At 63.8% G+C, this 12,069-nt stretch carries 15 protein-coding genes; 14 read left to right on the forward strand and 1 reads right to left on the reverse strand.

The window, feature by feature from the left end; all coding sequences use genetic code 11:
• Positions 1-62: 62 nt before the first annotated feature.
• A complete protein-coding gene (locus ACLGGT_RS21565) occupies positions 63-221 on the reverse strand; it encodes a hypothetical protein (RefSeq protein WP_437197637.1) in 159 nt (52 codons plus the stop codon).
• A 311-nt stretch (positions 222-532) separates the two neighbouring features.
• On the opposite strand from ACLGGT_RS21565, the gene ACLGGT_RS21570 reads away from it, so the two are divergent.
• From ACLGGT_RS21570 to ACLGGT_RS21635, 14 genes are read left to right on the forward strand one after another with little or no spacing between them, the layout of a single operon-like run.
• The gene (locus ACLGGT_RS21570; protein WP_437197638.1) at positions 533-892 is read left to right on the forward strand and encodes a hypothetical protein; all 360 of its coding nucleotides are present in this window, start codon (positions 533-535) and stop codon (positions 890-892) included.
• Positions 831-1,601: a lytic transglycosylase domain-containing protein gene (locus ACLGGT_RS21575; RefSeq protein WP_437197640.1), complete on the forward strand. Its 771-nt coding sequence runs from the start codon at positions 831-833 to the stop codon at positions 1,599-1,601. Before ACLGGT_RS21570 ends, ACLGGT_RS21575 begins: the two co-directional genes overlap by 62 nt.
• Positions 1,598-1,888, forward strand: a complete 291-nt coding sequence (locus tag ACLGGT_RS21580) for a TrbC/VirB2 family protein (RefSeq protein WP_410304676.1) — start codon at positions 1,598-1,600, stop codon at positions 1,886-1,888. Before ACLGGT_RS21575 ends, ACLGGT_RS21580 begins: the two co-directional genes overlap by 4 nt.
• Positions 1,889-1,897: 9 nt before the next feature.
• The gene (locus ACLGGT_RS21585; protein WP_437197641.1) at positions 1,898-2,176 is read left to right on the forward strand and encodes a type IV secretion system protein VirB3; all 279 of its coding nucleotides are present in this window, start codon (positions 1,898-1,900) and stop codon (positions 2,174-2,176) included.
• A complete protein-coding gene (locus tag ACLGGT_RS21590) occupies positions 2,166-4,550 on the forward strand; it encodes a type IV secretion system protein B4 (RefSeq protein ID WP_437197642.1) in 2,385 nt (794 codons plus the stop codon). The genes ACLGGT_RS21585 and ACLGGT_RS21590 overlap by 11 nt, the downstream gene beginning before the upstream one ends.
• A complete protein-coding gene (locus tag ACLGGT_RS21595) occupies positions 4,547-4,762 on the forward strand; it encodes a hypothetical protein (RefSeq protein WP_437197644.1) in 216 nt (71 codons plus the stop codon). Before ACLGGT_RS21590 ends, ACLGGT_RS21595 begins: the two co-directional genes overlap by 4 nt.
• 4 nt (positions 4,763-4,766) lie before the next feature.
• Positions 4,767-5,945 (forward strand): lytic transglycosylase domain-containing protein, encoded by a 1,179-nt coding sequence (locus ACLGGT_RS21600; RefSeq protein ID WP_437197645.1) that lies wholly within the window; start codon positions 4,767-4,769, stop codon positions 5,943-5,945.
• Positions 5,942-6,739: a type IV secretion system protein gene (locus ACLGGT_RS21605; RefSeq protein WP_437197646.1), complete on the forward strand. Its 798-nt coding sequence runs from the start codon at positions 5,942-5,944 to the stop codon at positions 6,737-6,739. Before ACLGGT_RS21600 ends, ACLGGT_RS21605 begins: the two co-directional genes overlap by 4 nt.
• Before the next feature lie 26 nt (positions 6,740-6,765).
• On the forward strand, positions 6,766-7,413 hold the full coding sequence (locus ACLGGT_RS21610; RefSeq protein WP_437197719.1) for a virB8 family protein: 648 nt from the start codon (positions 6,766-6,768) through the stop codon (positions 7,411-7,413).
• Positions 7,410-8,126, forward strand: a complete 717-nt coding sequence (locus ACLGGT_RS21615) for a TrbG/VirB9 family P-type conjugative transfer protein (RefSeq protein ID WP_437197647.1) — start codon at positions 7,410-7,412, stop codon at positions 8,124-8,126. Before ACLGGT_RS21610 ends, ACLGGT_RS21615 begins: the two co-directional genes overlap by 4 nt.
• Complete coding sequence (locus ACLGGT_RS21620; protein ID WP_437197648.1) at positions 8,123-9,448, forward strand: TrbI/VirB10 family protein; 1,326 nt, start codon at positions 8,123-8,125, stop codon at positions 9,446-9,448. The genes ACLGGT_RS21615 and ACLGGT_RS21620 overlap by 4 nt, the downstream gene beginning before the upstream one ends.
• A 1-nt stretch (position 9,449) precedes the next feature.
• Positions 9,450-10,484, forward strand: a complete 1,035-nt coding sequence (locus ACLGGT_RS21625) for an ATPase, T2SS/T4P/T4SS family (protein WP_437197650.1) — start codon at positions 9,450-9,452, stop codon at positions 10,482-10,484.
• Positions 10,485-10,501: 17 nt separating this feature from the next.
• On the forward strand, positions 10,502-10,921 hold the full coding sequence (locus ACLGGT_RS21630) for a hypothetical protein (RefSeq protein WP_437197651.1): 420 nt from the start codon (positions 10,502-10,504) through the stop codon (positions 10,919-10,921).
• On the forward strand, positions 10,921-11,946 hold the full coding sequence (locus tag ACLGGT_RS21635; protein WP_437197653.1) for a type IV secretion system protein: 1,026 nt from the start codon (positions 10,921-10,923) through the stop codon (positions 11,944-11,946). Before ACLGGT_RS21630 ends, ACLGGT_RS21635 begins: the two co-directional genes overlap by 1 nt.
• Positions 11,947-12,069 lie beyond the last annotated feature (123 nt).

The following is a 12,069-nucleotide window of genomic DNA, read 5'->3' on the forward strand; positions in this document are numbered from 1 at the left end:
CAATTCGCGCCTCGCCGCATTTTCCATGCTGCGGCGCCATCCGACCCCTTTCCGTCTAGCGGTCACTCAACCGCCTCGACAAACCGCCCGTAGTCCTCGCTCACCTCCCCGGCCTCGACAAAGGCCTGCGCGCGTTCCTCATCGAGGCAACGGAAGTAGTCCTGAACATCGGCGATGTAGGCCTCGAAATCCCCCCGGATCAGATCCGCGTAGGTGCGCATGTCCTCTTGAGACTGGGGAAGAAACGGTCGCTCAGGGGAAATGCAGGCAGCAGCCGGACCGGCCGCTCCAACGCCCAGGATCAGCAGCATCAAGGTTATATTGCGCGCACAGTTTATGTGCAGGGCAAAACTCCTTTGCCGCCTTTAAGATTGTCGATCTGTCGGGTATCACTCTTATCGAAGCAAGGCGATCTTCGTCAAGACGTTATTATTGTCTTGCTAACGTTTATGTTGTATTGTATCGCCCACGGTGTTTCGAACCCGTGGGACCGGTACTGCACCTCAGGCAGGAAAGGACCCAAGGGAAGGCCATGATAGAAGAAGCACCGAATGTGGTTACAGAAGACGGATTGCGCGGCCTGCTGGCCGAACACTACCTCATCGAGGTGGTCTGCAAGGATGGCGCCGAAAAGCGCCACAACAGTTGGTACGGCACATGGGTCATCCGTGCCGTTGCTGAAGACGGGCGTGACGACAAGATGCTCGTCACGAGCCGTAGCTATCTCAAGGTTCGCGAGTTCAAGACGATTGTCGGTCTTGTCAGCTTCCTTGCCGACATGGGCTGCACGACTGCCAGCATCCCGCTCATCGAAGGCGCCCGCGAGCGCCATGCAGCACCCGGGCGCACGCCCGAGCCAGGAACCGGCCCGGTTCTGGTCAAGGACAACTGACCGCGCATTTGCGCTCGTCGTTGCATTGGGTACAGGTGTTTGTTCAGCACCCCCGGCCCTTGCCGACGGTTTCATCTTCCAGGTCAGCCCCGATGGCCGACTGATCGACACGGCCGAGACCACGAGCGACCTGCGCTCGTTCACCGGCGACGACGACGCCCGGACTGGGCCCCTTCCTGATCGTCTCTTTCTCTTTGCAGCACCGCAGTCTCGTGGGGATGATGATCCCCTGAGCGATGTGACGGCTGCCGCAACGGTCGCCCCGCGCGCCGTCCGCGCCTCCCCCGAAATCCTCCACGCCATCGAGACCACGGCGCTGCGCTACGGCAGCCATGACGCCCTGCGTCAGGCGGGCCTGTCGGTCAGTGATTGGGCGCTCTTCTACCGCGCCAATATCGAGGTTGAGAGCGCCTATAATCCCGGCGCGCGCAGCCCGGTCGGGGCCATCGGGCTCGGCCAGCTGATGCCCGACACCGCGCGCGATCTCGGCGTCGACCCCCATGACATCGCCCAGAACCTCGACGGCTCGGCCCGTTACCTGCTGATGATGCTCGAGCAGTTCGGCGATCCCGCGCTGGCGCTTGCTGCCTACAATGCCGGTCCCCATGCGGTCACCCGCCATGGTGGCATTCCCCCCTTTCGAGAAACCCAAGGCCATGTGGCCCGTGTGACAGCCGTGTTCCAGCGGCTGAGAGGAGACCTGTCGTGACGTCCAAATCTTCCTTTGTCGCGCTCGGCGCGATGGCCCTGATCGTGCTGGCCAGCCCCGCACTGGCCCAAAGCATCGACCTATCGCCCGTACAGACGCTTCTGCAGGGCATCGTCGATGCGATCACCGGCCCGTTGGGCATCGTGATCGGCACGCTCGCGCTGATCGGCGTGTTCCTCTCCTGGCTCTTCGGCATCCTCGATTTCCGCCAAGCGCTCTGGGTGGTGGTCGCGATCGCGGGCATTGCCGCAGCGCCCACCATCGTCGCCGCCATCTGGACGACCTGAGTTCATCCCATGTCTGACCAGTCCCGCGTGTTCATCGGCCTTCTCAGGCCACCCAAGCTGATGGGCCTGCCGATCATGTACGCCATGGTCTGGCTCTTCGGCTCAACGCTTCTGTTCCTCTGGGTGCAGAGCTGGGTGGTGGCCGTCTTCGCGGGGCTGGCCTGGCCGGCGCTCTGGAAGGCCGCGGACTGGGATCCGAACTTCCTCGATGCTCTGGTGACAACGTTGCAGGAAACTCCGCCGACAAAGAACCGCAAGCTCCACGGAGGCGACAGCTATGCCCCGTGATGGAATTGCAGGCCAGGATGCAGACGCACTTGATCCGCTGACGGCGCTGCCCGCATGGGTCAAGGGCGAGATGCGGCTCTCGACGATGCTGCCCTACGTCAGCCTCGTCACCGACCGCACGATCCGCACGCGCGGCAACGAGTTGATGCAATGCATCCGGCTCGAGGGCGTGAACAGCACAACGAGCGAGGACGCCTATCTTGACCGGATCGGCGGGCTTCTGGCCGGGATCGTCGCACAGGTCGGGACGGAGTTTTCCTTCTACCTGCACAAGGTCTCGAAAGCGGTCGATGTGACCTTGCCGCCCATCCCGGGCGAGGGGTTCGCCACCGTCATCGACCAACGCTGGCGCGCGCATCTTGGCCGCTCAGGCTTACGCGACAAGACCCTGACCCTGACGGTCCTGAAGCGCCCCGATACCGGCAGCCGTCTGCCGTTCGGTCTGGGAGCGTCGCGCGCGCGCCTCGCGGCCGACACGACCCGCCGGCTCCGGAAGCTCGACGAGGTTGTGGGGTTTCTGCTGTCGTCCTTCGACGAACTTAAGCCCCGATTGCTGGCCGCGAGCACCGGCGAGCTTCTAGGCTTTCTCGGATCACTCAACACTGGCGAAGAGCATCCGCTCTTCCCGCGCTCGGCCCTTGGCGTGATTGCCGAAGACGTGGCCAATACTCGTGTCACCTTCCGCGGAACGACGATCGCGCTTTCAGATGGCGCCGTCGGCGACAAAGTGGGCGCGATCTTTGCGGTCAAGAACTACCCCGCCAAAACCGACAGCCTGATGCTCGACGAGCTGAACCTGCCCGTCGACATGGTGGTCACGCATTCTTTCGTGCCGATCAACGCCAACATCATGGCAGGCCGGATCAAGCGTCAGCTGCGCCTGATGCAGGCTGCCAATGACGGGGCCGTCAGTCTCGCGCAGGAGCTGGAACTCGCGCAGGACGATCTGGAATCCAAGCGCCTGATCTTCGGCGAGCACCACATGACGGTAGCTGTCTATGCGCGGTCCCAAGCCGCGCTCGACGACATCGCGGCCGAGATCCGCAACATATCCGCCACCTCCGGGATCAATCTCATTTCGGAAGCTTTCGGGGCGCGGGCGCATTTCATGGCGCAGCATCCCGGGAACACTGGTGCAAGGAGCCGCAAGGCCGCGATCACGAACCACAACTTCGCCGATCTCGCCACCTTCCACCGCACGCCCCTTGGCAAGACCGGGCCGGAGGTGCCCTGGGGCGTACCGATTACTCTCTTTCCGACACCCGAACGCAGCGGCTTCCGCTTCAACTTCCACGAACAGGGCGCACCGGATCGCGAACCCACAGGTGGCCACACGCTGATCCTCGGCCGTCCCGGCTCGGGCAAATCCGTGCTGGCGGCCTTCCTGATGACCATGGCCCGGCGCGCAGGCGCGCGGCTCTTCGTCTTCGACTATCGCGCCGGCATGGAAATGGCCGTCCGGGCACTTGGCGGCAGCTATTCGACCGTACGGGCGGGACGGCCCACGGGGCTCAATCCGCTCCAGACGGAGATCGACGCGCGTGGTCAGGCCTGGCTTGCGGACTGGCTCGCAAGCCTGCTCGAGCGCCGCGACCGGCCGCTGACCCCGGTGCAGACCAATCGGCTGCAGGAGGTCGTGCGCCAGAATGCCAGTGCCGGGAACGCAGGCCTGCGGAACTGGTCGGACTTCGCCTCGCTTTTGGTTTCGACCGATGACGAGGGCGACCTCTTTGAGCGCATGCAGGAATGGACATCCGAAGGGCGCTACGGCTGGATCTTCGGTGCGAACGCGGACGACACCTTCAGTATCGACGGCGACGTGGCAGGTTTCGACCTGACCGGCATTCTCGATTCCGAGAGCGAGCGGGAACGCATGGCGGTCCTCTCCTACCTCTTCCGCCGGGTTGAACGGGTGATCGAGGACCGCAAGCCCACGATCATCGTCATCGACGAGGCCTGGAAGGCACTCGACAATGCGTATTTCGCGGAGCGGCTTAGCAACTGGCTGGTGACCGCGCGCAAGCAGAACGCAGTCGTCGTGATGATGACCCAATATGCCAGCCAGCTCGAGCGCACGCGGACCGGCAAGACCATCGTGGAAGCGGTGCCGACCCAGGTGCTTCTGCCCAACATCCGCGCCTCGGCCGCCGATTACGCGATGCTGGGCCTCAGCGATAAGGAGCTCGACGTGCTTCTGGGTGTCGGCTCCGCCTCGCGGCTGGCGCTTGTGCGCGATGACCGCGGCGCAGTGGTGATCGATGCCGATCTGAGCGCCCTCGGCCCCCTCGTGACCATCCTCGGCGGCATGGAGAAGGGCGAGGACCTCGTCGGCCCGGATTACCGCGACCGCCCTGATTTCTGGAGAGTGACATGACCCGTATCCTCACCCGCAGCACCGTGCTGCTTGGCCTCGGCCTGACCCTAACAGCCTGTGCACAGCATAATCCTGCGCAAGCCAACTGCTTCAACTTCCGCGATGCGCCCGCGCAGGCGGGAACCGCCACGACGACGATCTCGACCATGGGGGCGGAAGTCACGCGGCGAGACACGGCGTGCGATTTCGTGATGGTGGGGGCGGGCGGCTAAGCGCATGCGGACCTGGCTTCCACTCTCGATGATCGGCCTTGCGCTGGCAGGTCCCACTGCGGGACCAGCCGTCGCCCAAGGCGTGCCGACCTTCGACCTGTGCCTCTTCGCCGAGCGGCAGGCGATCCTCGAGCAGACCGATCGGGATCTGGCGCTGCAGCAGGACCGGCTGACCCGCGAGGAGGAGCTGGCCGAGATCGAACGCCAGCAACTCGCCTCGCTTGAGTCGCTGATGGACGCCATGTCTCTGGGGTCCGGCGATGTCGCGGGCACCGTGGCCGGGTTAGAGGCGGGGCAGGGGGTAGTTCAGGGGTCTGGGGGCGACGTCGAAAGTGCAGCAGCCAGCCTCTACGCGCCCGAGGACAACAACCCGGCCTCGGCCCGGATGTTTGGCGATGCTCGGGAAGGGATCGAGGAGTTGATCATCCGCGCGGCCCGCGACACTCATAATTTGTCGGGCATCAGCCGCGCAGGGCTCTCGCTTGTTCAATGGCGTTGCCTCCTGCAAGCCCTGATCTGGCAGGAGAGCCGCTTCCAGATCGGGGCGCGCTCACCCGTGGGAGCCTTCGGTCTCACACAGATCATGCCCGGCACCGCAGGCGATCTCGGGATCTACCCGGCCTATTACGATGACCCCTACCTGCAGGTCACCGGCGGCGCGCGTTACCTCGCGCAGATGCTGAACATGTTCGATGGCAACATCATCCACGCACTCGCGGCCTATAACGCGGGCCCGGGCAATGTGCAGAATTACGGTGGCGTGCCGCCCTTCGCGGAAACCCAGCATTACGTCGTGGTAATCCCGCAGCAGTACAACAGCTACCTCGCTGCCGTCGGTGGCATCGATGCCCTGGGCACCATCGACCCGGTCCTCCTCGCCAACGCGAGCTTCAGCCTCTCGGCTCATGGCGCAGGCGTCTATGGGGACTATTCGCTGATCTCGGTGCGCGCGGCGGCCCTGCGGGTGCAGGATATCATCACCCGCATCGGGGAGACCGATGACCTGCACGAGGCGATCGCGCTGAACACCTATGCCCGGGCCGAGCTGGCCCGGCTGGTCGCGATCCGCACCCGGATCAAGGCCGCCCACACCCAGCCGCTCAGCGAGGAACAACTCGCCATGGCTGCCGCCCAAGCCGCCGAGCGACAATACATGAATTTCAATCAGGAGAATTTGCAGTGATCCCGCAATTTACCCGTTCCGTTTTCACAAGTGTGGCGGCCACCGCACTTGCCTTCGCTGTCAGTGGTCCTGTCGCCGCACAAGGCGTTCCCACGGTCGACACCCAGAACATTGCCCAGGAAATCCGCCAGCTTCAGCAGATGTTGCAGGATTTCGGGATCCAGACCGATCTTCTGGACAATGCGCTGGCGCAGCTCGAAACGCTGCAAGGCCAGCTCGATCAGCTGAACGAGATGTATGCGTCACTGACCGGGCCGCGCAGCATACTCGGCCTTGCCATGGGCGGCGATCTCGACGACCTCCTGCAGGCCAGTTTCGAAGACATCCCCGGCCTGATCCGGGGCATCCAGGCGGGGGATTGGTCGAGCCTGATCGGCCCCAACGCAGGGCCCCTGCGCACCCAGATGGAACAGGCGCTGGCGAGTGCAGGCTTCGACGAAGACTCGCTGCGCGAGATCGCCACCAGCGGCAATCCTGGTGCAGAAGGAGTGGCCACGCGGGCAACCACGGGTGCCGTGATGTCTGCGGCAGCCCAGAACAGCCACGCCGAGGCCGAACAGTCCCTCGAGCGGGTTGAACGTCTGGTCGAGATGATCCCGGACATGGAGGATCTGAAAGCCTCCATGGACCACAATACCCGCGTTACAGCAGAACTCGCCATCGCCATGACACGCATGTGGGAATTGGAAGCGATCCAAACCCTCGGCGCGGGCAATGCGGGCGTGGTGGATGCCGCCACCGTCGCCGAAGAGCGCCGTTACATGGACTTCACCCTGCCGAGCCTCGCGCCATGAGCAAGGCTCCAGATATGACGGCAGGCATGAGCACGCGCGAACTGGTCGAGGAGGAACTGATCCACGGCGCACTGCGCCGGGAGCAGCTCTGGCGGATGATCGGCCTTGGCGGGGCAGGCTTTGGCGTTTTTGGCTGCCTTGCGGCCGCTGCTGTCGCCCTGATGGTCGAGACGCCTCCGCCCGTCGTCGTGCCCTATGACCCCGCGACCGGTCTCGCTCTGCCGAACGCCACGGTCGAAACGGTCTCGCTTGCCGAGCGGCCCGCCATCATCGAGGCGCAGATCTACCGCTACATCCTGGATCGCGAGGCCTACAACCAGCTCGACAACGATCTGCGCGTGCGCCGCGTGCTGGCGCAATCCACCGGGGCGGCCGAGGCCAGCATGCGCACCATGTGGACCTCGGGGCAGGAGAGCTATCCGCCGTCTCGCTACGGTCCCGCCGCAGAGATGGCTGTCGAGATCGCCTCGATCACGCTGATCGGCGAGAACCGCGCGCAGGTACGCCTCAGAAAGCGCCTGACCAGCCCGCAAGGTGCGCAGGACGGTTCCTTCACCGCCACGCTGATGTTTGCCTTCCAACCCGAACGGACCCGCACGATCGACGACGTCTGGCAAAACCCCTTCGGCTTCACCGTTACCCAATATGCCATCCGATCGGACCGTTCCGAATGACCTCTGTTCCAGTTCTCAGATCCGTTCACGCCCTTCTGGTCGCCGGTGCCTTGGCGCTCATGGCGCCTGCAGCGCTGGCCGAGACCACGCCGCGCCCCGGCCCCCATGACAACCGCGTCCGGATCGCCACTTGGGAACAGGGGCAGGTTTACCGCGTCGTCACCACCCTGACCCGCGTCACCACCGTCGAGTTCGGCGAGGGCGAGACGATCCGCTCGATCATCGCGGGCGATACGGTGGGCTTCCAGTTCGATGGTGTCCCGGGTGGGCGGGCCTTCGCGATCAAGCCCGCCGCCTCGGGCGTCGCCACCAACATCACGGTCTACACGAACCGCCGCTCCTACTACTTCCACGTGGTCGAGGCGCGCGAGATCCCGCATTACGTCGTGCAGTTCCGCTATCCCGAAAGCCGCGTTCAGCCTACCCGGGCGGTCGCAGCTGAGGCTCCCAACGCGAACTATGCGGTCAGCGCCCGGGAAGAGTTCACGCCAACAGCCATCTGGGATGACGGCACCTTCACCTATTTCCGCTTTGCGCGGAATGCGCCGGTCCCGGCGATCTTCCGGTATTCCAATGGCAGGGAGCGGGCGGTGAATAGCCAGGCCCTGAGTGATGGCGTGATCCGCGTCTCCGGCGTGAACCGGCAATGGGTTCTTCGCTTGGGTGAAGCTGTCGTCTGTGTTCAGGACGCTGGGACCGAGGCCACATCATGAGCCAGGATACCGAAGATCTTGCCGCACGGCTTGCGGCGCTTGAGGGCACCACCGCTAAAGCACGGGCAAGCAAACGCCCATCATCGAGCGCTGCAATCCTTGGGATTGCCGGTCTCGCGGCGTTCGGTGGTCTCGCCTGGGCTGCCCTGCAACCGTCCCCGGATGCTCCAATGGTGACTGCGGCCCCCGAGGAGTTCCAGAACTCCGGGCCCGGCTTCGGGGACCTGGGACGCCCACCTGTAGCACAGGCAGCACCGACGCCTCCGGTGGAGACCGGTCCGACCGAATCCGAGCTTGCGCTGATGGAAAGCCTTGCAACATTGAGGTCCGAACTCGAAGAAATGCGGGCACGCCCGACTGAGACATCGGACAACGGTGCTGAACAGGCCATCGCAGACCTCACGGCTCAGATCGCGGCGCTGCAGGAGGGCTCCGCTGAGGCACAGCGCACGCTGGAGCGGCAGTTGACCGAACGCGACCGTGAACTTGACCAACTGCGCATGGACCTTGAGGTCGCGCGCCTGACCCCGCCCGCGCCGACGGATCTCGGCCCCAACGAGGAGGAACTGCAGCTGGCTGAACTTGAGCGGCGCCGTGCCGCAGAGGCTGAGGCGCGAGCAGAACGGATTGCGTCGCCCATGATCGCGTTTTCCGGGATGGGGGCAGGGACAGACCGCGAAAGTACGATTGAGGCTGCGCGCTTGAATGCCGATGAAGCCTTCGTGCGCGCCGGTGCACGGCCCGCGCCCGTAACGAGCGCTGAGGTAATTGTGAACCCAACGAACACGGTTATTCAGGGCACCATGATCCAGGCGGTGACCGAGACCGCGCTCGACAGCACGCTGCCCGGTGCAATTCGCGCCATTGTCTCCGAAGATGTCCATTCCTTTGACGGAACGCGCGTCCTGATCCCGCGCGGTGCGCGCCTGATCGGGCGATACCGCTCCGATGTGGCGCTGGCACAATCCCGGGTTATGGTGGCCTGGGACAGGATCATTCTACCTGACAACCAGACCGTAGAGATCAGCGCCTTCGGCGGAGACGAGCTTGGCCGCACAGGCACCACCGGTTTTGTCGACACTCGCTTTGCGCAGCGCTTCGGCTCGGCCGCGCTGATCTCGTTGATCGGCGCACTGCCAGCTGCCGCAGCGGGCCAGATCGATGACGAGGCGGCCGCCGATGTGGCGAGCGATGTCGGTTCGGATCTGCGCGACAGCACCCAAAGCGTGATGCAGGATTATCTCGCCATCCGTCCGGTGATCCATGTCGATCAGGGCACGCGGATCACGGTCATGGTCGACCGCGACCTGGAGATCTTCTGACATGGCCGCAAGCTATCTCGAAGCCTCGCTCGACAGGCTTGGCGCGCCCGTGCAGCGCGACGACACGATCGAGATCTGCATCAATCCAGACGGGCAGGTTTGGGGAGAGTTTCAGGGTGATCACTTCATGCGAGGGCTCGGCATCCCGCTCACCCAGACCGAGATCAAGGACCTTGGCAACCAGATCGCCTCGGCCGCATCGACAACACTCAGCACCAAGAAGCCAATCGTCTCGGTCTCGATCCTCTATCGTGATCGTCCAATCCGGGCGCAGGTCATTCAACCTCCCGCTGTTGAGGGAGGGTTTTCGATCTCGCTGCGGTTCTTCTCATCCCTGCCGCTGGAGGCGATCAAACTCGGGTTTCTCTATGGCAAGGAACGCAGCCTCGAAGGCCTGCGCCGAGAGAGGAACGCCGCGTTGCGCGATGTGGTGGCCTCGGGTGACATAGACGCCGCCCTGCGGTTTTGCGTCAAGAACAAGCTCAACATGATCGTCTCTGGCGGCACCTCGACAGGCAAGACGGTCGCAGCGCGCAAGATCCTCTCGCTGATCCCACCCGAGGAGCGGATCATCACCATTGAGGAGGCGGCGGAACTGCGCCCCGAACAGCCGAATGCGGTGACGCTGATCGCCGACCGGGATGCCGAGGCTCGGAGCGCCGATGTGCTCCTGGCCTCAACCCTGCGCATGCGGCCTGACCGCATCGTGCTGGGTGAGGTCCGCGGTCGCGAGGCCATGACCTTCCTTGAGGCGATCAATACCGGCCATGGCGGCTCGTTGACCACGCTTCACGCCGAGACTCCCCAACTTGCCGTACGCCGCCTCGCCATCGCCGCCCTGAAAACAGACGTTCCGATGACCTATGCCGACATGATCGATTACATCGAAGGCTCGATCGACGTGATCATCCAGGCCGGCCGTCATAATGGCGCCCGCGGCATCACCGAGTTCTTCCTGCCGGGGCAGGTGAGACATCCAGACCAGAACACGGGTCCAGCCGGGGGTGCCGAGCGCCCCACGGTCGCGGCCGAATGAACCGAAAGGAAACCCTCATGCGCCAGACCATCCTCGCCGCAGCTGTCACCCTGCTGGCCGCGCCACTCGCGGCCCAGACGTCGCCTCAGGTCACGAATGATCTCACCGTGACCGTCACGCCCCAGCAGTACCGGACCTGCAACGACCGGCCCGCACGACCGACCTGGATGGATGAAGTCCACCCGCGCGAGGCCTACAAGGCGCTGACGTTGATGGATCTGTACGAACTGCGCGCATGGGAACAGATCGTCGATACGGGCAACTGCGGCTGCGAAGTCCGCTTCCCGGCATGGGAAGATGCCTCTGAAGAATTCAACGAACGGTATCGCCTGGCATCAGCCGCGGAACATACGTCAGCGCAGCGGGACATCCGGCAGCAGCGCAACGAGCTGCGCCACGCGGTTCAGGACATCTGCGAAGCTCAGGGCAACTGGTAATGAGCGTCGTCAGCTGGCTGGTCGAAACTGCTGACGGTTTCCTTGTCGATGCGGCCGAGTCCCAGTTCGGGGCTGTGGCCAGCAATACCGGCACGATCGTCCTGCTGATGGTCACGCTCTCGTTGATCGGCGTCTGCATCAACATGGCCTTCCAGTTCCGCAGCATGGATGGGGCTAGCTTCTTCTGGTACCTGATCAAGCTGACACTGATAGGCCTCTTCGCGTTCAACTGGGCCAATTTCAACGCGGTGTCCAACGCCGTGATCGGAGGCCTCGACTATGTCGCCGGCGCGCTGGTTTCGTCCGTCGGCGGAGGTGGCGCAGGCGCAACCCATTTCGCGGGAGAGTTCGACAACCTGATTGAGCGCTTCGCGACATATTTGAACGCGATCGGCAGCAATCTGAACTGGATGACGGGCGCGATCCTCGGCGGCATCGGCCTCGTGCTCCTGAGCCTTCTTGGCTTCATGACTGGCATCGTCCTCATCTTCGCCAAGATGATGCTGACGCTGATGCTCGGCCTTGCTCCGATCATGATCGCTTTGTCGCTCTTCGATGCGACCAAGGATTTCTTCCACAGATGGGTCTCGACGACGATCAGCTACGCCTTCTACCCCATCGTCATCGCCGCCATGTTCTCGACCGTGGTCGGTATGGCGAATTCGCTGCTGGCCCAGCTCGGTGACCCGAACTCGGCCACCAACATCGGCTCGCTGGTCCCGTTCTTCGTGATGGTGTTCCTGGCGAAGGGCTTCGTTGCGGCAACACCACTGATCGTGCGGGGGATCTCTGGAAACCTGATGGTGGCTGCGGCTCCCGCTGTGGTCGCTGGATCGACCGGGATCATGCGGGGGATCTTCAATACCGACGGCGTGAAGGGCAGGGCGCGGATCGGTGCGCTCACGACGGGTGAGGCGATCGGGCGGGGGGCTGTGCAGGCACCCGCAGCTGTGCGGAGTGCGGCGGCAACGGCAAGCGCGCAGGTGGTACGGATGGCCGAGAGGGCAAAACGGTTGGGGCGGTGAGGTCCAACGCAGCTCTACAACAATGCGTGGCCATTGAACTTGGTCATGTCTATCCTTGAATACTGGTATGCGCCATTGCTGGCGCGCCATTCCCAATAAAGTGTTCGTTCACGCAACTCTCGG

The sequence above is a fragment of the Roseovarius sp. MS2 genome, assembly GCF_051447875.1.
GTDB classification, from domain to species: domain Bacteria; phylum Pseudomonadota; class Alphaproteobacteria; order Rhodobacterales; family Rhodobacteraceae; genus Roseovarius; species Roseovarius mucosus_A.

Coding starts and splice junctions, on each gene's coding strand:
- ACLGGT_RS21565 (WP_437197637.1), bottom strand. CDS start 221: ATGCGCACCTACGCGGATCTGATCCGGGGGGATTTCGAGGCCTACATC.
- ACLGGT_RS21570 (WP_437197638.1), top strand. CDS start 533: ATGATAGAAGAAGCACCGAATGTGGTTACAGAAGACGGATTGCGCGGC.
- ACLGGT_RS21575 (WP_437197640.1), top strand. CDS start 831: ATGCAGCACCCGGGCGCACGCCCGAGCCAGGAACCGGCCCGGTTCTGG.
- ACLGGT_RS21585 (WP_437197641.1), top strand. CDS start 1,898: ATGTCTGACCAGTCCCGCGTGTTCATCGGCCTTCTCAGGCCACCCAAG.
- ACLGGT_RS21590 (WP_437197642.1), top strand. CDS start 2,166: ATGCCCCGTGATGGAATTGCAGGCCAGGATGCAGACGCACTTGATCCG.
- ACLGGT_RS21595 (WP_437197644.1), top strand. CDS start 4,547: ATGACCCGTATCCTCACCCGCAGCACCGTGCTGCTTGGCCTCGGCCTG.
- ACLGGT_RS21600 (WP_437197645.1), top strand. CDS start 4,767: ATGCGGACCTGGCTTCCACTCTCGATGATCGGCCTTGCGCTGGCAGGT.
- ACLGGT_RS21610 (WP_437197719.1), top strand. CDS start 6,766: ATGAGCACGCGCGAACTGGTCGAGGAGGAACTGATCCACGGCGCACTG.
- ACLGGT_RS21615 (WP_437197647.1), top strand. CDS start 7,410: ATGACCTCTGTTCCAGTTCTCAGATCCGTTCACGCCCTTCTGGTCGCC.
- ACLGGT_RS21620 (WP_437197648.1), top strand. CDS start 8,123: ATGAGCCAGGATACCGAAGATCTTGCCGCACGGCTTGCGGCGCTTGAG.
- ACLGGT_RS21625 (WP_437197650.1), top strand. CDS start 9,450: ATGGCCGCAAGCTATCTCGAAGCCTCGCTCGACAGGCTTGGCGCGCCC.
- ACLGGT_RS21630 (WP_437197651.1), top strand. CDS start 10,502: ATGCGCCAGACCATCCTCGCCGCAGCTGTCACCCTGCTGGCCGCGCCA.
- ACLGGT_RS21635 (WP_437197653.1), top strand. CDS start 10,921: ATGAGCGTCGTCAGCTGGCTGGTCGAAACTGCTGACGGTTTCCTTGTC.